Here is a 25,071-nt window from a genome sequence, read left to right on the forward strand (position 1 = left end):
TTTAATGTGATGGCAAATGTGCTCTGAAAGCTTCAATAAAACGTTCTCCACGTTGTTCGAAGGTATCGTATTGATCCCAACTTGCACAAGCAGGCGATAATAAGACGACATCATTCGGTTCGATGACATCTTGGACTTTAGTCACTGCATCTGTCACATCGTTTGCTCGAATGACATACTTCCCTTGACTCTCGCCTAGCTTCACAAATTTATCTTGTGTTTCACCAAACGTCACCATTACGCGCACATTGTTCATATAAGGAATCAGTTCGTCAAAACCATTCCCACGGTCTAAACCACCACATAACCAAATGATAGGTTGCTTGAATGAACTTAACGCAAATTGTGTCGCCAATGTGTTCGTTGCTTTAGAATCATTGTAGTATTTATTCGTTTTGTTATTGCCGATGTATTGTAGACGGTGTACAATGCCTGAAAATGTAGACAACGATTGGACGATAGCACTCATGGACACCCCTGCTAAAATCGCCGCCATGACTGCTGCTAAAATGTTTTCTAAATTGTGTTCACCTGGTAGGACGATATCATCTAAATGAATGAGACGTACACCGTTGTAAACAATATACTCTTTTTCAACATAAATACCGTCAACACGATGTTGCGTTGAAAAGTATAAAATTTTAGCACGAATTTTCGATGTATCGATGAGATGTCTTTGTTTATCATTGAAAATTAAATAGTCGCTTTCCGTTTGATTTTCAAAAATACGCTTTTTCGCATTTTGATAGTTTCCAAGATTTTCATGGTAATCTAAATGCGCTGAATAAAGGTTCGTAATGATTGCGATGTGCGGTCGATAATGTTCAATACCGAGCAATTGGAACGACGACAATTCCGTCACCAAATACTCATCTGCCTTTACTTCTTGTGCGACTCTCGATGCGACGAAACCAATATTTCCTGATAAACGCCCATTTTCGCGACTTTTGTTAAACATGTCACCAATTAATGATGTCACTGTCGTTTTACCATTTGTACCGGTAATGCCTATAATCGGTGCTTCAGAAATTAAATAACTTAATTCTACTTCTGTTAAAATTTTTAGCCCTTGCTTTTGTGCTTCATGAATAATAGGGACTGTGTATGGAATGCCTGGGTTTTTGAAAATAATCGGTGCCTCATCTAATAACGCAAGCGGATGTGCACCACTAACGACATTAATACCTAAGTCTTCTAAATCTTTCGCGTGAGCATCGTTTGATAAATCATTGCCATCGTTCACCGTCACCTCAGCGCCTAAACGATGTAATAATTTTGCTGCTTCATAGCCACTTTTCGCCATGCCGATAACGAGTACTTTTTGACCTCTAAGCCCTGTATAATGTATCAATTAATTCACTCCCATCCATAAACCGATTAAACCGGTCATTAATCCTACTGACCAGAATACAGTTACAACTTTCCATTCACTCCAACCGACTAATTCGAAATGGTGATGTAATGGACTCATTTTGAAGACACGTTTCCCTGTTAATTTGAATGATGTCACTTGAATCATCACTGACAATGTTTCTAGTACGAAAACGAGACCGATAAATAACAATGATATTTCTTGGTTTAACATAATTGAAATTGTCGCGAAAATACCCCCAAGCGCTAAACTTCCTGTATCCCCCATGAACACTTTCGCTGGGTTAATATTGTATGGAAGAAAGCCGGCTAAAGCTGCGACCATAATAATACAAAATACGCCAATTGCTGGTTGTTCAAGTGCAAAACTCATGATGGCATACATCGTAAAACCAATAATAGATAATCCTGTTGCTAAACCATCAAGACCGTCTGTTAAGTTCACGGCATTAGAAAAACCAACTTGCCAGAACACGATAAAAATTACATAAGCAAATGATAACGGGATACTCACATCTGTAAACGGAATGTGAATATCTGTAGAAAAATCAAATGCGTTGAAACCTTTAGCGACAATAAAGAAAATGACTGCGATGGCAATTTGTGCTAAAAATTTCTGCTTACTTGTGAGCCCTTGGTTATTTTTCTTCACTACAATAATATAGTCATCAATAAAGCCAATTAAACCAAAACCAATTGTGACAAAGAGCAGTAACAGCAATGGACTTGCTGGTTCTACAAAAATACTTGCGATTATCGTTGTAACAATTGCACCAATTAAAAATGTTAATCCACCCATCGTTGGTGTACCTGTTTTTTTCATATGACTTTGTGGACCTTCTTCACGAATGCTCTGACCAAATTTCATCCTTTTTAATGTCGGAATCAAAATTGGTACTAAAACTGCTGTAATAACAAATGCGATAATTGCGCTAATCAATCCCATAATATTCTCCTTATCTTCTCTTCTTTTTGCTCACATTTTTATACATTCTGCACATAATGCAATCACTTCAATGCGTGTATTCGTATACGTCGACTGAAGCGATTGCTTTCATGGCAGTTTACACCGTCATAAACATCAACGTACTGTGATAGCCCTTCGCACAGTGTTTGTTTATCACGTTGCTTATTCTGTTTTTTGGGAATCTAACGTTACTTCAAGTTTCGTGTTTTTATCTATCGCTGACTGTGGTGGTTTTGATTGCGACTTCACAAAACCACTGCCTTTGACATCAATTTTGATATCTGTCAATGATTGGAAAGCCACAATATCATCTCTTGTCCATCCTGTCATATCCGGCATTGTTAGATCGCCTTCAGTTAACAAGAGGACATTACTATTTGGCAATAATTGACCGTTTGATGACGGCGATTGACTCACAACTTTTTTACCGTTACCGATGACAATTGGGTTGAGCTTTTTACCCTTAATCTCATCTTCAGCACGTTGGACGTTACGATTTTCAACATCTGGAACATTGCTGATCTTCGTTTTACTGTCATCTACTTCATTATCGCCGACATTTAAATATTGTAAAGTGTTTTTCATAATCGGATTAAATGCTTTGCTGACACCCATTTCGTATGCTTCTTGATCGTTCTTTTGCGCTAGGCTCATCCCTGCATAGACGACCACACGTGGATTTTTACTTGGCGCATGTCCCATAAAGCTTACAAAGTATGGGTTAGGTCCTTTCACGTAGCCGCCATTTTCAGGGTCAGCCACTTGTGCGGTACCTGTTTTACCCCCAATACGGTAACCGTCGACACGATAGTTTTTCGCATGGCTATCTTCACTGTTCACCACTTCATCCAATTGTTTGTTCACTTTCTTCGCTGTATCATTTTTAATCGGTTTGCCCGTAACTTCGCGCTGACCTTCATAATATGTGTTTTTAGTCACAGGATTCACAATGGATTGGACGAAGTATGGGCGTAACATTTCGCCTTGATTGAAAAATGCCGATTGCGCTTGCAACATTTGTGCCGGCGTGACAGTTGTCGATTGACCGAACGCAGATGTTTTTTGCATCAATTCATTTTCCCAGGCAATATTACCGGATTGTTCACCATCAAACAAACTTCCCGTTGACTTGCCAAAGCCGAATTTTTCATACCAAGATTTCATTTTGTCTGCGCCGACAAGATCTTGAAGTCGCATCATCAAAGTGTTAGATGAATACGTAAAGCCGAGACTCATATCAATTTCGCCCCAACCTTTCTTATTCCAGTCATAAATACGTGACCCTTGAATATCTCTGTAACCCGATTGATATTTACGGTCTGGTTTAAATTCGCCTTCTTGAATCGCAGCGGCTAAACCAAAACTTTTAAATGTCGAACCTGGTTCATACGTGTTTTGGTATAAATCGTTCGCCCATTTTTTACCAAAATCTTCACCTGTATCTGGATTGAATGTTGGACGTTGACTATAAGCTAAAATTTCACCAGTTTTCGCATCCATGACTACGGCAAAGATGTCTTTTGGTTCATAATGCTCAACCATTTTATCTAATGCTTCTTCCACAAAGACTTGAATGTTAGAATCAATCGTTAAATGCACATCATCGCCACGTTGCGGTGCGACTTCATTTTTCGAATTCGGGATAATATAACCCCAAATATCTTTCGTAAAGGACGTGTGGCCGGCTTTACCTGTAAGATAACTATCGAAAATCTTTTCAACGCCCAAAGCCCCTTTTAACTTGCCGGTATCGGGATCTTTTTGCGCTATGCCAATCAAGTGTGAAGCAAACTTACCATTCGGGTAAAAACGCTTCACTTCTGGATAAAGTGTAATACCAGGTAAATTCGCTTTTTCAATTTTTTCTTTATCTTGATAAGTCAGATTTTGACCCGAGCGGCCGAACTCGACTTGGAAAGCCTTTTTCGTGTTGAGACGCTTCTCGATGTCCTTTTCAGGCATATCGATAATTTTAGCGAGAACTTTAGCTGTTTTTTTCTTATCCACAACATGACGCGGTTTGTCCGAATCTTTACTTGCTTGTGGGTCAATGACTGCTGCCAAACGGAAACGGTCCACATCTTCTGCTAAAACTTTGCCGTTACGGTCATAAATCTTACCTCGTTCAGCATCTTCATCTAAATGAGATAAGTATTTTCCATTTGCTTTGGCGATCAAGTCTTCCCCTGACGAATGTCCTGTCAACATCACATAGCCATATCTTAAAACCAAAAGAAAAAAGAGCAGCCCGAAAACACCCATCAGGAGGACTGCTCCTAGCTTATTTTTTTTAATTTTAATTTTTCGTTTCGCCATCTTTACGCACTACCTTTACATTGTCGTTCTTCAAGCTCATCCCTTGATCTTCAGCCTTTTTATAAATGCGTTTGTACGATGAATTTTCCATTGTTTCAGACTTTAATGCGCTATTTTGGCTTGTTTGCCTTTCGATTTTTTGATCTAAATCTGCAATTTTCCCTCTCGTATCATACGCATCCATTTTTAAAGATAGCATATAGATACTGATGACAGCAATAATCGTAACTAGTGTTATGTATAACATCTTTTCAAACCGTGTTAATTTGACGACAACTTGCTTTTTGATGCTTTGCTTTTGCGTCGATTGTTTTCTCTGTGGTTCGACTTGCGGTTGATAGGTATCATATATTCTTTCTACAGCCATAGTCTCTTTTTCGCCCCTCTATTTTAATATTTCGGCTACTCGAAGTTTTGCACTTCTCGCACGATGATTATCTTCTAAGTCTGTCCCATCCGCTACGATTGGTTTTCGGTTCACACGTTTCAATTTAGGTGTGTACGCTTCTGGAAGTACGGGTAATCCTCTCGGGACATCTGGCCCTTTTTCATACTCTTGAAATATTTGCTTACATAAACGATCTTCTAATGAATGGAACGTGATGACAGAAATACGTCCGTTCACTTTCACATGGTCAATCGCTTGTTCTAATGAATCTTCAAATGCAGCAAGTTCATCATTCACTGCAATACGAATCGCTTGAAATACGCGTTTCGCAGGATGGCCACCTTTACGTCGTGCCTTTGCTGGAATCCCTTCCTTAATACACGCTACTAAATCAAAAGTGGTTTCAATCGGTTGTTGCTGTCGTCTTGCTTCAATTTTTCGTGCGATTTGTTTCGAAAATTTTTCTTCTCCATATCGAAAAAAGATCTTCACGAGTGCTTCATAAGACCACGTATTGACAACTTCGTAAGCGGAAAGAGGTTGCGTTTGATCCATTCTCATGTCTAACTTGGCATTATGTTGGTAACTAAACCCTCGTTCTGGTACATCCAGTTGCGGGCTCGAAACACCCAAGTCATATAAAATGCCATCCACTTTGTCTATGTTTAATTCAGCTAATATATTGGCTAAATTTCTAAAGTTGTTATGTACAAAGGTGACTTTATGTAAATCTTGTTGCAATTGTTCTTTAGCATGATTGATTGCCGTCATATCTTGATCAATCGCAATCAATCGACCTTCATCCGATAATTGATTCAGAAGATATTGCGAATGTCCCGCGCCACCTAACGTGCAATCAACATAGACGCCATCTTCTTTAATATTCAGTTGGTCTACAGTTTCTTTTAATAACACGCTAATGTGATGAAACACCGCGAACCCTCCATTTTTTAAAAATCAAAATCAATTAAGTCTTCTGCAATCTCTTCAAAGCTCTCTTCAGATTCATCATAGAAATCATTCCAAGTGTTGCGATCCCAAATCTCAATTCGATTTGATACACCAATCACCGTACATTCTTTGTCAAGATGTGCATACTCTCTTAATTTCGCTGGGATGTTAATTCTCCCTTGTTTATCGATTTCCACTTCGATAGCACCTGAGAAGAACATGCGCACAAATTTACGTGCATCACGTTTAGTTAAAGGTAAGGATTTCATTTTCTCCTCAATCGTTTGCCATTCTTCAAGCGTGTAACCAAATAAACATTTATCAAGGCCTCTTGTGAGAATAAAACGTTCATTCAAGTCATAACGAAATTTTGATGGTACTATCATACGGCCTTTAGCATCGAGTTTATTTTCGTATTCACCCATGAACATTTTATTTTCACCTCACCTTTATTCTAATTTACCACATCTCACCACTATGCTCCACTAATTCTGTAAAAATCTCCAATATTTATCAAAATAGACACAAAAAAAGAACCCTTCTCATGTTAAGAAGAGCTCTAGAACCATTGATACTATCACGTTTTAATGACATATTGTTCAAAAGTGTAACGAAGTGGAGGGAAAGTGGAGGACGTGTACATCCCCATCCCAAATTCATTCAATAACTGGAGCGGATTCCAGATACGTTCTTGCAATCCTCCCATTGGATGCAATGTTTGTGACAATAAATGGAAGTGTCGCATACTAATTTCATTTTCACGCTCAATATTTTTAAGATAACGTGACTGTAGATATTCATATTGATGGGTTTGAATTTGATGATTCTTTTTCAGTAACTTGCGCTGGTCTTCCGAATCATTCAACTGTGCTTGCAAACGCTCATAAAAGGCATGTTGCTGGTCGAGCATTTGTTGCATTTCCGCAAGTACCTCATCAGATGCTTGTGCACGTACAAAACGTTGGCGGGCTGTTTCCGTCCCATTCGCAATGATATCTGCCAAATCAAGATCGTAGGACGCTAACAATTTTTCAATTTTAGGTGTCACATATGTGAAACGTAAGCGTGGCAATACAATCGGCATTTCAATGTCCATTTCATGAAAGACTGTTTGCAACTCCGCCCAGTATTTAATTTCACTCGGTCCACCGATAAATGCGACAGTGTTAAACAACCATTCTTCGGTAAGCGGACGCGTGACCACATTGTTAGAAAAATCTGCTGGTGTCGCTTCAATTTTTTCTAATAACGCTGATTGACTGAACGTGACATCCGATTTACTTAAACGATAGACACCATCTTCATACTTTAATAACTGACGTTGCCCCTCTTCATGCATAAATAAGTGGACATTCGTATCGGTTTGAATCATCGGTGTTAATCCAGCAGCGCCCGTATGATGTTGTTGCGTTCGAAAAGCGTTGTCAATCTGCTCATGATGTTGAATGATTTGTTTGAACAACGGCACTTCTAGCTTACGTAACGGTTCAAATTGGGCATCAATTAATAATAGGCCTGATTGACTAAAACATTCATGCACAATTTGTTTGAATAACGATGTCCAATTGTCTGCTTGATCGATAAAATGAGCAATTTGTTGATACAATGCTTTCGAATGCGGTGTTTCAGGTAATGCTGCAAAATAATCAGTCAATGCTTGTTTCAATGCCGGTTTATCAGGGGCATAACGTGACACATTGGATTCTGGTGGTGTCATCGTATGATATTTCACTTTTTTCAATGTCCCTGTTCGTTGTTGCATCACATACGTATGATTGACTTCATCAAAGTCGTGGTCCTCACCTGCAATCCAAAAGACTGGAACGACCGGCGTCTCATATGTAGATTCCAATTCATTGGCCTTAACGATGATGGAAATAATTTTATGGAAAGTATAAAGTGGGCCGGTAAATAACCCCGCTTGTTGACCTCCTACGACGACTTTTGCGCCATTTTCTAAAGCATCGAGTGCACGTTGTTGGGCTTCAGAAAGGTTTAAATCCGCCATATACGCGCGCACAACTTTCGCCATTTCATGTTCTCGACCATTGTTAGGTTGTTGCATACGGCGTGCATAACTTTCCTCTTTTACCGGATCATAATCAAAAAATTGCAATATATTTTCATCTTGTTGTTTTAAACGGTTAATAAATTGATCCGACTCATTGACTGTAATATTTAAACAATCCATGCTCATTTCTCCTTAAACAGTATTCCATAACAGTATAAAGGTTCCACTCTCACATGACAATCTAACGGCTTGCTTCAAAATTTAAAATAAATAAGCTATAATTGAATTAATAAAGACAAGGGGGGTAATCACATGACAAAAGTTGAACACCTTGACATTAACTACAAAACAGAGGAACTTTTTGAAGACTTTCGTCAAAATTTTGGCAACAAAGATTTATATATGGTGAATGAACTGCACGGCGAGATGATTGATGCCAGTTCTGAATCACCATTTTACGGTATTTATGTTGGGGAAAAAATTGGCGCACGTATGGCACTTTATCGAAAAGGTGAAGTAGAAGAAACATTTTTCCCGAACTTTGACGATTATCTCGTCGTTTGGAAACTTGAAGTACTTAAAAAATATCAAGGTAAAGGGTACGGTTCTGCATTAGTTGCATATGCAAAATCATTTGACCTTCCTATTAAAGCGATTGCGAGAAATGAATCTAAAAACTTCTTTATTAAAAATGGTTTTAAAGATTTAGAAGCCAAAAACGATGATGGTCACGATATCCTCGTTTGGGAACCGCAACAATAAATTTTAAAGTTGATAGTGGTGTACCATTCTTCTTGTTCGGAACACCTGTTAAAAACACACTTTAACTTTAAAACATTCCCGAATCACCTCAAAAAAGTTGGGGGTGATTCGATTTTCAAAAAATGTTGATCTATTTTTTGGAAATCCAATCACCTTAAACTGACACCACAAGCATCACCATCATGGCCAATGCCTTCAGTTACATTAAAATCTCTTTTAACGCTGTTATATGCTCAATCGTATACGTCGGTTGAATAGCCGTCTTATTTTCAAGTTGTCGATGATTAAACCAACATGTATCGATTCCTGCATTGATGCCACCTTGAATATCAGAAGTAAGTGAATCCCCTACAATTAAGAAATCCTTTTTATCATATTGATCAAACACTTCAAAGACCGCTTCAAAAAATCCAACATTCGGTTTTTGTGCCCCTACTTTATCAGAAATAAAAATGTGATCTATCACTGTATGTAAATCCGTTTGCGCAATACGTCGCTCTTGTGTATCCGTTACCCCGTTTGTCACAATCGCCAAAGCATACTGTGAATGCAGTGCTTCTAACATTGGCATCATACCAGCGAGCCATTTAATCGGTGCGCGTGCCAACCCATCACGAAAGACGATATCCGCTTCTTGACCATTCACTGTCATACCATACGTCTCAAAAGTTGCTATAAAACGATGCCGCAACACTTCCGCTTTCGTTATTTCTCCACGTTGAAATGCTTCCCAATGATTTTGATTAATCTCTTTAAAACGATGATAATCATGTAAATGTGATGGCACTTCATAATGACGCATTAAATGCCCATATGCTTGCACTTCAGCATCATGAAAATCTACCAATGTGTCATCAAAATCGAATAAAATCACTTTATAACCCATACTTTCACGCCTCCCGAATGTCAAAAGAATCTTCCTAAGCGTATCAAAATATGCATTAACTGTCATACGATTTCACTGATGGAAATAGAGTGGGTCGTTAAAACGATGACAGAGTGGAGCGGTTTGATCGCACACTTCGACATGTCATTCAACGTAAAAAAGAGATGATACATTCCAGCGCTAACGTTCACCCTACGCGCACGAAACATATCATCTCTATCAATAGCGAGTTCATCATCTTAACCGTATTCGCCTAAGACCTACTCGACATTTGAATTGATTTATTGTTAAGGAAAGTTGATGTTCAATTGTCAAAAGTAGAAACGATTAATTAACCAAAGAAGCCGCTAATTACATTAATACCATTTGCCACGATTTCAGCAATGCTTGTACCTAATGTAACCCAATCATGGTTAATACCTGCCTCGATTGTGCTTTTAATTGCGTCGATTAATTCTGTCATAATAGAACCCCTCCATAAAGATAATTTGTATTACAAAGCATTGAACTGTTTGCTTTGTTGAACTAACTATAACGCATTTTATAAATATTGCCGTCAATCTTTCTCAACTCATTAGTTAGCATTCCTAACCGTCTAAAACAACCGTCATTTTTAACAGTTAAGATGCCCAACTGTTTTCTAAAATATAATAATTACTTTTGTAAAACATCTATAAAGTTAAATCAAGATAACTTGTAAATTTAACTCATCAAAATATGTAGTTTCTTGATTATCATTGACATATTGGCAACGATTGAATGCCTAACTGTAAAAAGAAAACTTCTTTATTTACACTTAAGCATTCAAATTAACGAGTTAGGCCATATCCCCCTTTTAATACACTTTATCGTTTAAAATGAAGTTACAAAATAAACAAAGAGGAGGTCATCACTATGATGTGGGCAGATATCATTTTAGGCATTATTAAATTAATTAAAGGGTTAATCGATACATTCAAAAAATAATCCGACAAAGGCTGAGACATTGAATTGTCCGGCCTTTTTTTGTTTAGTGAGAAAAATAGCACTTCGATTCCTCTTTACAACAAAACGGCTCAACATGTGCGACATTTCAAATACTACTCTGCGCATTGAATACCTCACCCCTCATACAACCTCATCCGCTTACTATTTTCATTCGTAAACCTCTCACATGCGCATCCATTCAACGTTAATGCTTCATGCCGTCCCTTCCTTTAGAAAGTAATCTATACATTATCACTCCAAAATACACACAAAACCTGTCCACGATATGACGTTTCAAAGCCGATTTGATATACTTTTGAAAAATAGTGATTTGTTTTTGGCACATATCGTGATATTATTACTTCAAAAAGAACCGAGGCGTTAAAGATGTATAGTAAAAGACAACCTATCTTGTTTTATCTTATTTTATTTTTAAGCACTACTTTCATTGGTAGTCTTCTTCTTTACTTACCTTGGACCGGTCAGAAGCCGATTTCTTTTATCGATGCCATGTATGTAGCGACGAGTGCATTTACAGTGACCGGCCTGACAACCGTGGATATTACAGAACAGTTTAACGTATTAGGTCACACTGTCATCATGTTGCTCATTCAAATTGGCGGTATGGGGATAGTCGCCGTGTCTTTATTAGCACTGATGATTTCGCAAAAGAAAATCACTTTTCAAAACAATCAACTTTTCAAATTAGAACTTAACATCGACGAGACCATCAATGTCGTTGATTTCGCAAAATTTATTTTCATTTTTACCATTGTATTCGAAGCGCTAGGTGCCATGATACTCGCAACGGTATTCGTGCCTGAGTATGGATGGTCTAAAGGCATGTTCATTAGTGTCTTTACGTCTATTTCAGCACTGAATAATGCTGGATTTTCTTTATTCAGTGACAATTTAGTTTCTTATGCAAGTGATCCCGTAGTCAATTTGATGATTGCTATATTAATTATTGTAGGTGGGATAGGCTATATCGTGTTATTCGACCTGATGACCACACGCCAGTTAAAGCGCCTTCACGTTCATACGAAGGTCACATTGTTTGTCACATTGATTTTAATTGTTGCAGGGACACTCGGCTTTTTAATATTAGAACATCATCACGCATTAAAAGGGATGTCATTTCCGCAACAAATATTAGTTTCATTTTTCCAATCTGTCAGTACACGTACGGCCGGTTTTAACACGATAGACTTTTCACATCTTGCACCTGGCACACTCATGTTGACCATGATTTTAATGTTTATTGGTGCAGGACCGATTAGTGCAGCCGGCGGGATTAAAGTCACAACATTTACACTTGTACTATTATATGTGATTACCTCATTGAAAGGTCACCGCTATACGCAAGTCTTTCATCGTTCGATTGATCAAAAGCAAACACAAAAAGCAGTTGCGATTACATTAACAGCAATGATGTTCATCATCTTTATTATATTTTGGTTTGCAGTGGCGCAACCGAACTTACAATTTGAGGCCATCGCTTTCGAAGTCATTTCCGCATTTGGGACAGTGGGCTTATCCACAGGCATTTCTGCCGAATACGATACTTTTGCCAAAGCACTTATTATTATCACGATGATTGCCGGTAAAATAGGTGTTCTCACATTGCTAGGTGTTTTACACAATCGCACGAGAGAAACTTTCCATTACGCGAAAAGCCATTTATATTTATAAAAATCAAAACACGCCATCACACCCGTTAAAATGTGATGACGTGTTTTTAGTTTATGATCATTCATTAATATGCACCGGACAAAATCAATATGATTGTGCCCTATCCTATGCCGCTACTTTGAATTATTGTGCCGTTGTATCTTGACCGTGAATCATCCAACGAATACCGTATCGATCTGTAAATACGCCCATTTTCCCGCCCCAGAACTGTTCTGCTAAAGGCATTTCTACTGTAATACTGTCATGACCTTTTACGCGGTCATACAACGCTTCAATTTCTTGGGCATCTTCCGCAACATTCACATCATAGTCTAACATGAGTGAAATCGCACCGTTAATTGACGCCGCTTTCCCAAATGAATCAGACGCGAACAGTTGCGTTGAGGCAATAGTGAATTCCGCATGCATCGTCGCATCAGTTGCATCCTCTTGTGACAAACCAAAATGACCCGCTTGTTCTTTTGTCACTGGTAAACGATTAATTTCAGTTGCTCCGAAAACTTCCTCATAATATTCTAACGCTTCTTTTGTATTTTCAAACGCAATATATGGATATAATTTTGTCATAGTCCATCTCCCTTTCATATAACTTACTTTATTACTATATACCTTTCAGTTTAGATAAAAGAAACAAAGTGAATGATAATGATACAATTCAGTCATCCTTTTGGTTATAATTTCATCAAACGAATCAGAAAAATAAGCATCAAAGATATCAAAACATATTGATAAGCCCCATTCATTTTGAATAAAACTTAAAATGCCGCTATCTATTTGTTGTAATTTTTTGTATTAGGTGTTAAATGTTTAATTTTTTTCTTAAGCTTATATTGATTTATAATGTTCTATTCGTTATAATTATCCTTGTGTTGAAAATGTCCTGGTAGCTCAGCTGGATAGAGCAATGGCCTTCTAAGCCATCGGTCGGGGGTTCGAATCCCTCCCAGGACGCTAATTAGATATATTTCGTTTTTATACCGTTGTATCACGTAACATCAAACGTTGATATGACGGTATTTTGTTGTGTTTCGTTAACTTTAGTTGAACGTCGTATTTTGTGCGAAACGTCCCCGAAACGTCCCTGTTTTTACATAAAAAATACAACACGGATGGGGGTGTGGTGGATGAAGTTGTTAAAGAAAAAGTTTTAATTAAAAACTACTTGCTTCTAACAAGTAAGTACACTCCATACACAGATGTATTCACAATAACAGGTAATAAGCAATATATAAAAATTACAACAAAATTACCTTCAACTTTCCAAATAAAGAAAAATAAAAAAATCAAAATAATACTAATAATTAAACCTAATAAAGGTAAACTTCTAACATACTTGTCTACATTCTCTTTTGCATCCTTCATAAAATCTCTCCTTAATAAAAGATATAAAAATTGTTGATTTTAGAAAGCGATTACAATTAAAATCTAAGTATAAATTAAAAATACATTATTAATTTGGAGTAATCAAATGAAATTTTCAAAAATAATATCATTTATTGGATTACTACTATTACTTATCGCCTTAAATTCAAATACCCTTACGCAAAAGGACAACCAACACTTCTAGAGACTCAAAAAAAGCTCAAAAATGAGAATGTAGAAATAACAAAAATGAGTAAAAAAAAAAGAAGATTTTGAAAGGTTAACATCTAAAAACAATGACATTATTCAATTAGAAAAGAAAATCAAAAAAGGCGGATTTACAGAATTTAAATTAAATGATGAAAATTCAAAGCTAAAATACATAATTAAAAATCAAGACGGTAAAAAAGAATATGGCTTTATAGTCAGCACAGTCTATAAAAACAAAAAAACAAAAGAGATTATTGTTTCTGAGTTAATATATGACAGCTATCATAATAAAATAACAAAATTTGTAGCTAAAAAAAGAAAACAACCTGAAAATAAGGAAGGCAAATTGATTGTAAACAAAAACTATATAGCGCAAGAAGATAATCAAAATGCACCTCAAGCAGTAGGATTTAAATGGAATGGTAAAGCATTTGCATGTAGTATGGGCGGGCTTTATGCATGTGCTCATTATTGCGGAGTGTGGGCAATTGTAAACCCAATAGCAGGCGCAGGGTGTGAAGTGGTTTCTGGTACTGCATTCGCAGCAGCATGCTCTCTCAGCTAATAATTTATTTCAATTACATTATTAGAACCACTCTTTTGACTTCTGTTTAGGGTATATTGACCAATTCGATTATATAATTCTTATTAGCACAAAAAACAGGACAGTCGCAATGACCGCCCTTTTATGTCGTGGATATATAGTATATCACACTTTTATTTTGTCATCAGAATACTTCTTTAACAATCAGTCTTTCATGCCAAATCCATTCGTTATGATTATTCCAATAAATACGACACCAACCGTCGATAATCTCGAACACATAAATTAATGTGCCTGGTACGTATTCGGCTTGTCCTACATTAAATTGATAATTAGCACGGTTATCACCGTAACGAGTTGCTGATGTAGCGCCCAACCCATCAACTTTTGCATTAAAATAAGCACCTTTTGACCATTTTAAGTTATACGGCGCTCTGCTTCCACTTATTATCTTGCTAGCCGAATTACCTGCAGCGTTGTGCGATGGTGGGCTAAATTTATTAGCAATTTTAGATGCGGTATTCTCATTTTTGTAATGAGGTCGGATGAAATGCGTACAGCCAGGACGCTAATTACTTTCAAAATACATCATCATTTCGAAGTAACTTTCGATATGATGGTACTTTTTTGTTTATCGTCATAACTACAAAGCACAAATATTGATGTTTTTGTTCGGCTTCATCTTACGCAACTTATCAGCTTCTTTTTGTTTTTGCGTTAATTCATCTTGAAGCTGTTGACGCATCGCTTTCGTACGGCGTTGCATCTCCTCATTCACACGGTCATTCACTAATTTAAGTTGCACTTCAGTCAACTGTTCCGTATCTGTTGTTTCCGCAGTCATATCGTTATTTTCTACCGTATTCTCTGTTTCCGTATTTTCTTCAGTACTCGCATCACTAAAAAACTGTAAGCTTAACTTTAACCATTGTTCTTTCATATTTCGCACCTTATTTAAATCTACGCTTCAAGTTTGATGTCATTGCATGGTGTGGACTACACTTGCACCTTTTAACGCCATAAGCACGGCTTGGGCAATAAAAAAAGACACTGCAGCACAGTCGCTTAAAATTGGGTATAAAAAGAGCACCATAACCGTCTATAATTGGTTAGGTGCTCATTCAGGTTTAACTCCAAAGGCTAAATATCTGATTTCTTCGTCTGTTAAGTCGTCGAAACCTTCTGGGACGTCAGGATATTCATAGGGGGCATCTTCGACATCTGGTGCCTTTATTTTTTTACTCGCTTCTTTTATCTCTGCATTCATTTTGTCTAGCTTTTCATAATCGAGTATTTTTTTCATTGTATCCCCTCCTAGCATTTTTATTATAGCACTTTATAGTCAATCAATCCAATTTCTTTAAGTTTGCTTAGCATTTTATTTTGTTCATCTTCCGAAGTATTGTATTTACTTTTAAAATTTACACCTAATATGTCTAATGAATGTCTAAATGAACCAAAATCAACATCTTTATTAACGCTATAGACTATCAGACTACCATTATGGCCAACTATTATTCCTTTAGCATATTTCCTTAAATGTTGAGCTGTTAAATCGCCAACGCTCGGCAAAGTGCTTCTAGGATGGTTGTGTACAGATATAATTTGATACGGATTTTTTTCCACTATTTTCTCTATGTTTTTAGTGTAATAGACCTTAGACTTATTATTTTTATTTTCAATACTCTTAAATAACATTTTTCCTGTTTTTTCGTCAAACCCATATAAATCTTCTCTATCGTCACCATTTCTATGTTGAAGCATCTCTTTAGCAGCTTGATATATATTGCGATTCAATACTTTATTATCCGAAATCTTATCAAACTTTCTTCGATACTCATTGGATTGAATGTATTTCACATCAACTTTAAACTCATCATTCTTATTACGTTTATTGAGTCCAAACGGTTCTTGCTCATTAGAATTTGAATTGTTCGTATCTATTGCCTGAGCGTCTTCATCTTTCAATCGATATTTCCCTTGTCTATCTTTAAAAAATTTATCACGCCAGTTACCTACATAAGGTACCGTCGTACTTCGACAATGAGGATGCATCGGTGGGGCATTAACACCAGGCACCATATCTTTCACTTTAAACACTTTCTTATCATAGTGACGACAGATTTTAGATGTCTTTTCATCCAACTTGGCCACAAACTCATACGGATGACGCCCACGTAACATGATGTGACTTGCCATCTGCTCAACATCTTTTCTCGGTTCATCTTGACAGTTCCAAAGCCTTGTTAATACGTAACTTCTTTAATTTTATATAACAAAGTCACATTACATCATTAGAAGACACGGCATAAAAATGAGTAAAAAAGAACACCTGGATGAATGATTTACCGTTTCATCAGGTGCTTATTTTTGTTTATTTTGTTTTCGTTGCTTTTCCTCTTGTTTATAACTTTCGCATGCTTCATCAAGCGCTTTAAAAAAATCTTCTTTTGAAATATAACCATCTAGCGTCGTTGGTTTCATAATATCATCTCACTTTATAATTAATTACACATTTATTGTATCCTTCATAACACTTTTTCAACAACCTTATCGTTAATAGGCAGTCCAATTTCTCTACTGACATTCCGCCCCGTACTATTTAACACTTAATATATAAGTTTTAAAATTATATTTCAAGTGCTTTATTATTCGTGTTTTGATCGATTCGACGTCTCTATTTCCTCGATATTGCGACTCTTGAAGGTAAATCCACAAAAAGGAACATGAAAACCATTTAAAAAACCACTTTCCGAAAATTTTTCGAATTCTTATAGATTTTCAACGTCTTCATCATGATAGCCATGCTTGAAATAACCGGAAGCGTTTCATTGTCCGTACATTTCGGCATGCATAACTGTCTGTACTTATTATTATTTGAACAGTTGCGAATGAATTTAAACAACTTAAGGACTTTTCAATAATTAATGGTTAACGTAATTTATAATGACATTAATCAAACATTAGGAGGTGAATCGACATGTTTATCATCGACTTAATTAAAAAAGTTATCGAATTCTTGAAAGGTTTATTCGGTAACAAATAAGACACCGTTTAACTGAGTTTGAGGCTGAATCATACTAATGGAGATACATATCTTCATTCCGATTCTCACCTCTCACGTCACCCTACTACGTTTCATTTCATATGAATCGTTAGTAGGGTTTCTTCATGTTTCCACCAATTAAAAAGCAGTACAGTGATAGGTCTGAATCCTAAAACTGTACTGTCCAATAATTTATTCCTCAATTTGAAATGTCACTGTATCGATAATGTCATGGTGACGATTGCGGAAGTTCACAAAACGATTCGTACCATCTAATACGATCTCAGCATACGTTTCTTCAATGTCGCTCCGTGATTGTGAAATACTTCCCGGATTGATGACATGTACGCCGTGTATTTGTTCATATTTTGCGACATGTGTGTGACCATACAATGCAATGGGCGCCTCATGTGCAATTGCGGCCTGAGCAAGTTGTTGACGTGAACTGTTGACGCCATAGAGATGTCCATGCGTGAAAAATATACGATAACTGCCAACCGATGCGACTTGATTGTCAGGAAATTCAGGATAAAAGTCCATATTCCCTTTCACACGTTGGAATAGACTTAACTCTGTGTCATCATATTTAAATTCTGAATCACCTAAATGAAAAAATGCATCTGCGTCTTCATGTTGTTGATACACATCATATAAAATGCCTGTTTCTGAATGATTGTCACTCAGGACGATAACTTTTTTCATTTCCCCTCACCCTCAATATATGCTTTTAATTGGTCAATAGCTTTACGACGATGACTGATTTCTGATTTTTCTTCAGCAGTGAGTTGAGCCATTGTTTTTTGACGTTCAGGAATTAAGAAAATCGGATCATATCCAAAGCCATTTTCACCGATTTGACTTAACGTGATTTCACCATCAACTGTGCCTTTAAATGTTGTTGTTTCTCCAGTTGCTGTCGTCATGCTAATCACACAAACAAAGCGGGCTGCACGGTTCTCTTCACTTTCTAATCCTTTAAGCACTTTTTCAATATTGGCCTCATCACTTTTTTGGCCTCCTGCATAACGTGCTGAATAGACGCCGGGTTCGCCGTTCAATGCTGCAACTTCTAAGCCGCTATCATCAGCAATCACCGTTGCATTCAGTAACTTTGCAGCTGCTTCTGATTTCAAGCGGGCATTTTCTTCAAATGTCGTGCCAGTTTCTTCAACATCAAAATCTTCAATCATCTCGTTGATTCCAATGACATTGTCTTCTGAAAAAATGACTTTAAAATCATTAATTTTCCCTTGATTTGATGATGCAATGACGATATCTGCCATATCTACCTCTCCTATCCTAACTGAATTCTTTCAACTTCAGCGTCTATTTTGAGCCACTCTTGAATAATATAAGTCATATGTCGTACTTCACCGTTCGCAAAAAAGCGATGTTTTGGCTGAGGCGTGTAGTGCGCATGTTCATGACTAAATGTAAGGAGCGCACTGACTTCTCTCGCTGTTTCTAATCCTGATGAAATAACGGTTTTCGTCTTTCCAAAGTAATCAAATATCGGTTGATAGAGTAACGGATAATGGGTACATCCTAAAATGACCGTATCTGCTTCCGTTTGACGCCAACTTTTCAATGTTTGGTGAATGATGATATTCGTAATCGTCGGGTCTTTATACTTCATCTCTTCTACTAATGGCACAAATCCTGGGCATGCCACACCGTAAACATCGACATGCGGGTTAATTTTTTTAATATGCGTGCGATAAGCTTCTGATTTAATCGTGCCTTCTGTGCCAAGTACGAGGACATTTTGATTTTTAGTCGTCATAATCGCGGTTCTCGCACCGGGTTCAATAACGCCGATAACCGGAATTTTCAACTGTTCTTGTAAGGGTTCCAATGCGACAGCTGTTGCCGTATTACATGCGATGACAAGCATTTTTATATCGTACTGCACTAAATAATTGGCCATTTCGATTGTAAATTTTTTAACTTCTTCTTGATCTCGAGGACCGTATGGGCAACGACCGACATCCCCTAAATAATAAATGGTTTCATTGGGGAGTTGTCTCATGATTTCTTTTGCTACTGTGAGTCCGCCTACTCCTGAATCCATAACTCCAATTGGTCTATCCATCTCTTTCATCCTATTCGTGTTCATTATTGCTTTTTATTTTATCACATCTAATATGAAGTTGAACAATCTGCATTTCGTAAAAATACACAGAAAGATGCCATTTTAAATGTTTATTGATATTCATTCCACTGATAATAGGATATTCTTTGATATATGATTGCCTCACCTTTTAAACACTTGCACATGAAATGGACTTGTTTCATAAAAATAACGCATGCTCTATGATGAACATGCGCCATTTGAATATCCTTATTCTACTTCATGATCAGAACCGAAGAATGATTTGAACATATGGAATGATGTTTCACGGTTCATTGCTGCAATAGAAGTTGTCAACGGAATACCTTTTGGACAAGCTTGCACACAGTTTTGTGAGTTACCACAAGCTTGTAAACCACCTTGATCCATTAACGCATCTAAACGTTCGTCTTTTGTCATTGCACCAGTCGGATGTAAATTAAACAAACGCACTTGAGAAATGGCTTGAGCCCCGACGAAACTATTTGTTTTTGTCACGTTTGGACATACTTCTAAACATACCCCACACGTCATACATTTTGATAATTCGTATGCTGTTTGACGTTTTTTCTCTGGCATACGTGGACCAGGACCTAAGTCATACGTACCATCAATCGGTACCCATGCTTTCATACGTTTCAAGTTATCAAACATACGCGTACGGTCTACTTGTAAGTCGCGAATCACTGGGAATGTCGTCATCGGTTCAAGACGAATCGGTTGCTCGAGTTGGTCGATAATCGCTGAACATGATTGACGCGCTTTACCATTAATGACCATTGAACATGCACCGCAGACCTCTTCTAAACAGTTCATATCCCATGTGACAGGTGTTGTTTTTTCACCTTTTGTATTGATTGGGTTACGACGAATTTCCATTAATGCCGCGATGACATTCATATTTTCACGATAAGGAATTTCAAAAGATTCTTCATATGGTGATGAATTTTGATCCTTTTGTCGTTTAATAATTAACTTGATTGTTCTATTTGAAGTGCTATTTTGAGCTTGTTGTGATGTTTGTTGTTTCTCTTGTGTTTCTGCCATTATTTTTTACCCCCTTTTGACTTACTTGTATAGTCACGTTTACGAGGTGGGATTAAGCTAACATCAACAGGTTTATAAGTGAACTCTGGTGGTGCATCCGGCCCTTTATATTCAGCTAATGTGTGTTTTAACCACTCATCGTCATTTCTTTCTGGGAATTCTGGTTTATAGTGCGCACCACGAGATTCATTACGATTATAAGCACCGATTGTAATGACGCGCGCCAACACAAGCATGTTCCACAATTGACGTGTGAAGAATACAGCTTGGTTACTCCATTGTGATGTATCTTCCATATCAATATCTTGATAACGTTTCATCAATTCAACAATTTTCTTGTCAGTTTCTAACAATTTGTCATTATGACGAACAACTGTCACATTCGCAGTCATAATTTCACCCAGTTCACGATGCAATTTATATGCATTTTCAGAACCTTTCATGTTTAACAACTTGTCAAAACGTGCTTGTTCTTCATCCACACGTTTTTGATACATGCTATCATCCATGTCAACATATGACTTTTCAATGTTTTCTACATATTTCACAGCATTAGGTCCAGCAACAGTACCACCATAAATTGCTGATAATAATGAGTTGGCACCTAAACGGTTACCACCGTGTTGTGAGAAATCACATTCCCCTGCTGCAAATAAACCGTCAATGTTCGTCATTTGATCATAATCTACATAAAGTCCACCCATTGAGTAGTGTACTGCTGGGAAGATTTTCATTGGTACTTTACGTGGATCGTCACCTGTGAATTTTTCGTAAATTTCGATGATACCCCCTAATTTTACGTCTAATTCATGTGGGTCTTTGTGTGATAAGTCAAGGTATACCATGTTTTCACCGTTAATACCGAGTTTTTGATTCACACAGACATCGAAAATTTCACGTGTCGCAATATCACGAGGAACGAGGTTACCATAATCAGGATACTTCTCTTCTAAGAAATACCAAGGCTTACCGTCTTTATATGTCCAAATGCGGCCACCTTCACCACGTGCTGATTCACTCATTAAACGTAATTTATCGTCACCAGGAATCGCTGTTGGATGAATTTGGATAAACTCACCGTTACCATATTTTACCCCTTGTTGATATACGATAGACGCAGCTGATCCTGTGTTGATCATAGAGTTTGTCGTCTTACCGAAAATAATACCTGGTCCACCCGTAGCCATAATCACTGCATCAGAACCGAATGATTGAATTTCAGAAGTTGTGATATTTTGCGCAACAATACCACGTGCCGCATTGTCATCATCTTTAACGATACCTAAAAATTCCCATCCTTCATATTTCGTCACAAGTCCGTCCACTTCATAACTACGTACTTGTTCATCTAATGCATATAATAATTGTTGACCTGTTGTCGCACCAGCGAATGCCGTTCTGTGATGTAATGTTCCACCGAAACGACGGAAATCTAAAAGTCCTTCAGCTGTACGGTTAAACATGACACCCATACGGTCTAATAAGTGGATGATTTGTGGTGCTGCTTCAGTCATTGCTTTAACAGGCGGTTGATCCGCTAAGAAGTCCCCACCGTAAACTGTGTCATCGAAATGAACCCACGGAGAGTCACCTTCACCTTTTGTATTGACCGCTCCGTTAATACCGCCCTGTGCACATACTGAGTGAGAGCGTTTTACTGGAACAATCGAGAACAAATCAACATGTGCCCCTTGTTCCGCTGCTTTAATTGTTGACATTAAACCGGCAAGACCGCCTCCGACAACAATAATTTTCTTCTCTGCCATAGAATTGTCACTCCCCTGAAATGATTAAACGTTTATACAAAAGCTAAAATTGCACTTACACCGATGTATGAAACCACAATGAAGATAACAAGGGATACCCAAGTGAATACCTTTTGTGATTTTGGTGATTGCAAAATGCCCCAAGTTACTAAAAATGACCATAAACCATTTGAGAAATGGAATACCACCGCAATGATACATACGATGTAGAACACTAACCAAATCGGATTCGATACGATATCATGTACCATATCGTAGTTCACTTCTTGGCCAAAAAACTTTTGAATACGTGTTTGCCACATGTGAATCATTACGAAAATAAACGTTAAAATGCCCGAAATACGTTGAAATAAGAACATCCAATTTCGCATATACGAATGATGCCCGATGTTGTGACTCGCTGTAAATGCGATATGTACGCCATAGACCGCATGATACAAAATTGGAATATATATCATGATAATCTCTAAAGCATATAAGAATGGTAGCGACTCCATCATGCTTGCCGCCTTATTAAATGCTTCCACCCCTTGAGTTGCTTGATGATTAACCATTAAGTGAACGAGTAAAAAGCCACCTAACGGAATGACACCAAGTAACGAATGTAAACGTCTAAGGTAGAATTGGTTCTTTGAATGTGCCAAAGGAAGTCCCCCCTGCAATACTATTAATTTTTTTGATTTCTTTTTGTAGTTGGCTGTCGAGAAAACGTTTGCATATCATGTAAAAAAAAGAAATCAACTCTCTATTATTGTAACATTAATTGTGACAAATTTGGGTATGAGAATGATTCTCATACCAAATTTATCTAGCCTTCCTCTTGCAATGTTTTAAAAAGGACCTCAGCCGTTTTTTTCGGCAATCCCGCTTCTTGTAGTGTCTCTACAGATGCCTCGCGCATTTTTTTAATTGAGCCAAATGTACGCAATAATTTTGTCTTCCTTTTTGGACCGATCCCTTCAACTTGATCTAAAATCGAACGCAATCCCGTCTTTTGTCGTGTTTGACGATGGAAAGTAATCGCGAATCGGTGCACTTCATCTTGAATCCGTTGTAATAAATAAAACGCTTGACTATTTTTCTTTAATGGAACGACTTGCGCGGTTTTTCCATATAATAATTCTGAAGTTTGGTGTTTATCATTTTTCGCAAGCCCTGCAATAGGAATGTCTAATCCAAGTTCATTTTCAAGGACATCTGCCACACTCGACATATGACCTTTCCCGCCGTCAACAATAATTAAGTCTGGCAACGGTAACCCTTCGTTCAACACACGTGTGTATCGGCGACGTACAGCTTCTTGCATCGATTTATAATCATCTGGTCCTTCAACAGATTTAATCTTATATTTACGATATCCTTTTTTATCCGGTTTCCCATCGACAAAGCTAACCATTGCTGAGACCGGATCCACGCCTTGAATGTTTGAGTTATCGAAAGCTTCAATACGAATCGGTGTTTGTATTCCCATCGCATCTCCAAGTTGTTCAATGGCTTTTACCGTACGTGATTCATCACGCGCAATCAGTTCAAATTTATTCTCTAATGAAATACGTGCATTTTTATTGGCCATATCGACTAATTGCTTTTTCTGTCCACGTTGGGGTGTGACGATGTTCGTATCCACAACAGAATGCACCATTTCTACATCTAATTGTTTCGGAATGTGCACTTCTTTAGGTAAAAAATGTTGATTCAATTGATAAAACTGACCGATAAACGTATAAAACTCTTCCTCAGGTGTTTGTTGTAACGGAAACATCGTGGCTTCACGTTCAATCAAATTCCCTTGTCGAATAAAAAAGACTTGAATACACATCCAACCTTTATCGACATAATAGCCAAAAACATCCCTTACTGTTTGATCGACAGACATAATTTTTTGTTTTTTCGTCAAATTATTCACATGTTGAATTAAATCGCGATATTCTTTCGCTTGTTCAAACTCGAGATTTTCACTCGCTTTAATCATTTTCTCTTCTAAATTTTTTAAAATCGTTTTATCTTCACCATTCAAAAATTCAGTGATTTCTTTCGTCATGCGTTCATATTCATTTTGCTGAACAGGATAAACACACGGTCCTAAACATTGTCCAATATGATAATACAAACATAAACGGTCTGGCATTTTATCACATTTTCGAAATGGATAAATCCGATCTAACAACTTTTTCGTTTCGTGTGCAGAATAGGCATTCGGATACGGACCAAAATATTTTCCGCTTCCTTTACGTACTGTTCGCGTCACAATCAATTTCGGATGACGTTCTTTCGTGATTTTTATAAAAGGATAACTTTTGTCATCTTTAAGTAAAATATTATAGCGCGGTTGATATTTTTTAATTAAATTCAGCTCAAGCAACAATGATTCCGTTTCACTTGAGGTCACGATATATTCAAAATCAACAATCTCTCGAACTAAACGCGTCGTCTTCGTATCATGTGCCCCTGTAAAATACGACCGCACACGATTTCGTAGCTTTTTCGCTTTCCCAACATAAATCACTTGGTTTTGCCGATCTTTCATTAAATAACAACCCGGCTCCATTGGTAACACGCCTAATTTTTGTTTAATTCGACTTTGGGTCTCCTCCATGCATCATTCACCTTCTTTACATCTCCTACCTAAAACAGCCTCATCTTCAAACAATATCCTCACCGTTTTAAACAACGAAA

At 37.3% G+C, this 25,071-nt stretch carries 24 protein-coding genes, 1 tRNA gene and 3 pseudogenes; 6 read left to right on the forward strand and 22 right to left on the reverse strand.

Features of this window, described 5'->3' with window-relative positions; all coding sequences use genetic code 11:
- Position 1: 1 nt before the first annotated feature.
- From murD to bshC, 7 genes are all read right to left on the reverse strand, one after another.
- Complete coding sequence (gene murD, locus EL101_RS08985; protein WP_096596159.1) at positions 2-1,351, reverse strand: UDP-N-acetylmuramoyl-L-alanine--D-glutamate ligase; 1,350 nt, start codon at positions 1,349-1,351, stop codon at positions 2-4.
- Positions 1,352-2,317, reverse strand: coding sequence for a phospho-N-acetylmuramoyl-pentapeptide-transferase (gene mraY, locus EL101_RS08990; protein ID WP_096596158.1), 966 nt, complete (start codon positions 2,315-2,317; stop codon positions 1,352-1,354).
- Positions 2,318-2,500: 183 nt separating this feature from the next.
- Positions 2,501-4,654: a penicillin-binding protein gene (locus tag EL101_RS08995; RefSeq protein ID WP_096596157.1), complete on the reverse strand. Its 2,154-nt coding sequence runs from the start codon at positions 4,652-4,654 to the stop codon at positions 2,501-2,503.
- Complete coding sequence (ftsL, locus tag EL101_RS09000; RefSeq protein WP_096596156.1) at positions 4,635-5,021, reverse strand: cell division protein FtsL; 387 nt, start codon at positions 5,019-5,021, stop codon at positions 4,635-4,637. The genes EL101_RS08995 and ftsL overlap by 20 nt, the downstream gene beginning before the upstream one ends.
- Positions 5,022-5,039: 18 nt before the next feature.
- The gene (rsmH, locus tag EL101_RS09005) at positions 5,040-5,975 is read right to left on the reverse strand and encodes a 16S rRNA (cytosine(1402)-N(4))-methyltransferase RsmH (protein WP_096596155.1); all 936 of its coding nucleotides are present in this window, start codon (positions 5,973-5,975) and stop codon (positions 5,040-5,042) included.
- Between the two features lie 17 nt (positions 5,976-5,992).
- Positions 5,993-6,424 carry a division/cell wall cluster transcriptional repressor MraZ gene (mraZ, locus tag EL101_RS09010; RefSeq protein ID WP_014614186.1) on the reverse strand — a complete coding sequence of 144 codons (432 nt, stop codon included), beginning with the start codon at positions 6,422-6,424 and terminating at the stop codon, positions 5,993-5,995.
- Positions 6,425-6,570: 146 nt separating this feature from the next.
- A complete protein-coding gene (gene bshC, locus EL101_RS09015; protein ID WP_096596154.1) occupies positions 6,571-8,184 on the reverse strand; it encodes a bacillithiol biosynthesis cysteine-adding enzyme BshC in 1,614 nt (537 codons plus the stop codon).
- Between the two features lie 132 nt (positions 8,185-8,316).
- Here bshC and EL101_RS09020 point away from each other — a divergent pair, with 132 nt between their 5' ends.
- The gene (locus tag EL101_RS09020; protein WP_096596153.1) at positions 8,317-8,766 is read left to right on the forward strand and encodes an N-acetyltransferase; all 450 of its coding nucleotides are present in this window, start codon (positions 8,317-8,319) and stop codon (positions 8,764-8,766) included.
- A 199-nt stretch (positions 8,767-8,965) separates the two neighbouring features.
- Here the strand turns inward: EL101_RS09020 and EL101_RS09025 are convergent, their stop codons facing one another.
- Together EL101_RS09025 and EL101_RS09030 are read right to left on the reverse strand one after the other, a co-directional pair.
- A complete protein-coding gene (locus EL101_RS09025; protein ID WP_096596152.1) occupies positions 8,966-9,652 on the reverse strand; it encodes a YjjG family noncanonical pyrimidine nucleotidase in 687 nt (228 codons plus the stop codon).
- Positions 9,653-9,983: 331 nt separating this feature from the next.
- A complete protein-coding gene (locus tag EL101_RS09030) occupies positions 9,984-10,115 on the reverse strand; it encodes a beta-class phenol-soluble modulin (protein WP_096540577.1) in 132 nt (43 codons plus the stop codon).
- A gap of 434 nt (positions 10,116-10,549) precedes the next feature.
- Between EL101_RS09030 and EL101_RS13825 the strand changes: the two genes are divergently transcribed.
- Together EL101_RS13825 and EL101_RS09040 are read left to right on the forward strand one after the other, a co-directional pair.
- Positions 10,550-10,618, forward strand: coding sequence for an alpha-1/alpha-2 family phenol-soluble modulin (locus tag EL101_RS13825; protein ID WP_373364898.1), 69 nt, complete (start codon positions 10,550-10,552; stop codon positions 10,616-10,618).
- Positions 10,619-11,005: 387 nt separating this feature from the next.
- Entirely contained in the window at positions 11,006-12,310 is a 1,305-nt protein-coding gene (locus tag EL101_RS09040) for a TrkH family potassium uptake protein (RefSeq protein ID WP_096596151.1), read from the forward strand.
- 123 nt (positions 12,311-12,433) lie between these two features.
- Here EL101_RS09040 and EL101_RS09045 read toward each other — a convergent pair whose 3' ends face one another.
- On the reverse strand, positions 12,434-12,877 hold the full coding sequence (locus EL101_RS09045) for a VOC family protein (RefSeq protein ID WP_170141200.1): 444 nt from the start codon (positions 12,875-12,877) through the stop codon (positions 12,434-12,436).
- A 310-nt stretch (positions 12,878-13,187) separates the two neighbouring features.
- Between EL101_RS09045 and EL101_RS09050 the strand changes: the two genes are divergently transcribed.
- Positions 13,188-13,261, forward strand: a tRNA-Arg gene (locus EL101_RS09050).
- A gap of 207 nt (positions 13,262-13,468) precedes the next feature.
- Here the strand turns inward: EL101_RS09050 and EL101_RS09055 are convergent.
- Entirely contained in the window at positions 13,469-13,672 is a 204-nt protein-coding gene (locus EL101_RS09055) for a hypothetical protein (RefSeq protein WP_096596150.1), read from the reverse strand.
- A 304-nt stretch (positions 13,673-13,976) separates the two neighbouring features.
- Between EL101_RS09055 and EL101_RS09060 the strand changes: the two genes are divergently transcribed.
- On the forward strand, positions 13,977-14,447 hold the full coding sequence (locus EL101_RS09060; RefSeq protein WP_240622733.1) for a putative immunity/bacteriocin fusion bifunctional protein: 471 nt from the start codon (positions 13,977-13,979) through the stop codon (positions 14,445-14,447).
- Between the two features lie 163 nt (positions 14,448-14,610).
- Here EL101_RS09060 and EL101_RS09065 read toward each other — a convergent pair.
- From EL101_RS09065 to EL101_RS09080, 4 genes and pseudogenes are all read right to left on the reverse strand, one after another.
- Positions 14,611-14,988: pseudogene (locus tag EL101_RS09065) on the reverse strand (CHAP domain-containing protein); the annotation flags it as partial.
- A gap of 94 nt (positions 14,989-15,082) precedes the next feature.
- Positions 15,083-15,366 (reverse strand): annotated as a pseudogene (locus EL101_RS09070) (phage capsid protein); the annotation flags it as partial.
- A 177-nt stretch (positions 15,367-15,543) separates the two neighbouring features.
- Positions 15,544-15,729 carry a hypothetical protein gene (locus tag EL101_RS09075; RefSeq protein WP_096596149.1) on the reverse strand — a complete coding sequence of 62 codons (186 nt, stop codon included), beginning with the start codon at positions 15,727-15,729 and terminating at the stop codon, positions 15,544-15,546.
- Positions 15,730-15,752: 23 nt separating this feature from the next.
- Positions 15,753-16,670: pseudogene (locus EL101_RS09080) on the reverse strand (minor capsid protein); the annotation flags it as partial.
- 736 nt (positions 16,671-17,406) lie between these two features.
- Here EL101_RS09080 and EL101_RS13830 point away from each other — a divergent pair.
- Positions 17,407-17,472 carry an epsilon family phenol-soluble modulin gene (locus tag EL101_RS13830; protein ID WP_095658924.1) on the forward strand — a complete coding sequence of 22 codons (66 nt, stop codon included), beginning with the start codon at positions 17,407-17,409 and terminating at the stop codon, positions 17,470-17,472.
- Positions 17,473-17,664: 192 nt separating this feature from the next.
- On the opposite strand, the gene EL101_RS09090 is transcribed toward EL101_RS13830, so the two are convergent.
- The 7 genes from EL101_RS09090 to uvrC all read right to left on the reverse strand — a co-directional run bounded on the left by EL101_RS09090 (position 17,665) and on the right by uvrC (position 24,991).
- On the reverse strand, positions 17,665-18,174 hold the full coding sequence (locus EL101_RS09090; protein ID WP_096596148.1) for a YfcE family phosphodiesterase: 510 nt from the start codon (positions 18,172-18,174) through the stop codon (positions 17,665-17,667).
- A complete protein-coding gene (locus EL101_RS09095) occupies positions 18,171-18,755 on the reverse strand; it encodes an XTP/dITP diphosphatase (RefSeq protein ID WP_096543113.1) in 585 nt (194 codons plus the stop codon). Before EL101_RS09095 ends, EL101_RS09090 begins: the two co-directional genes overlap by 4 nt.
- Positions 18,756-18,766: 11 nt before the next feature.
- The gene (gene racE / locus EL101_RS09100; RefSeq protein WP_096596147.1) at positions 18,767-19,564 is read right to left on the reverse strand and encodes a glutamate racemase; all 798 of its coding nucleotides are present in this window, start codon (positions 19,562-19,564) and stop codon (positions 18,767-18,769) included.
- A 249-nt stretch (positions 19,565-19,813) separates the two neighbouring features.
- The gene (gene sdhB / locus EL101_RS09105) at positions 19,814-20,629 is read right to left on the reverse strand and encodes a succinate dehydrogenase iron-sulfur subunit (protein ID WP_096543115.1); all 816 of its coding nucleotides are present in this window, start codon (positions 20,627-20,629) and stop codon (positions 19,814-19,816) included.
- A complete protein-coding gene (sdhA, locus tag EL101_RS09110; protein ID WP_096596146.1) occupies positions 20,629-22,395 on the reverse strand; it encodes a succinate dehydrogenase flavoprotein subunit in 1,767 nt (588 codons plus the stop codon). The genes sdhB and sdhA overlap by 1 nt, the downstream gene beginning before the upstream one ends.
- A 32-nt stretch (positions 22,396-22,427) precedes the next feature.
- Entirely contained in the window at positions 22,428-23,039 is a 612-nt protein-coding gene (locus EL101_RS09115) for a succinate dehydrogenase cytochrome b558 subunit (RefSeq protein WP_096596145.1), read from the reverse strand.
- A 164-nt stretch (positions 23,040-23,203) separates the two neighbouring features.
- Entirely contained in the window at positions 23,204-24,991 is a 1,788-nt protein-coding gene (gene uvrC, locus EL101_RS09120) for an excinuclease ABC subunit UvrC (RefSeq protein ID WP_096596144.1), read from the reverse strand.
- Between the last annotated feature and the right edge of the window lie 80 nt (positions 24,992-25,071).

Origin of the sequence: Staphylococcus delphini (assembly GCF_900636325.1) — a bacterium.
Classification (GTDB): Bacteria; Bacillota; Bacilli; order Staphylococcales; family Staphylococcaceae; genus Staphylococcus; species Staphylococcus delphini.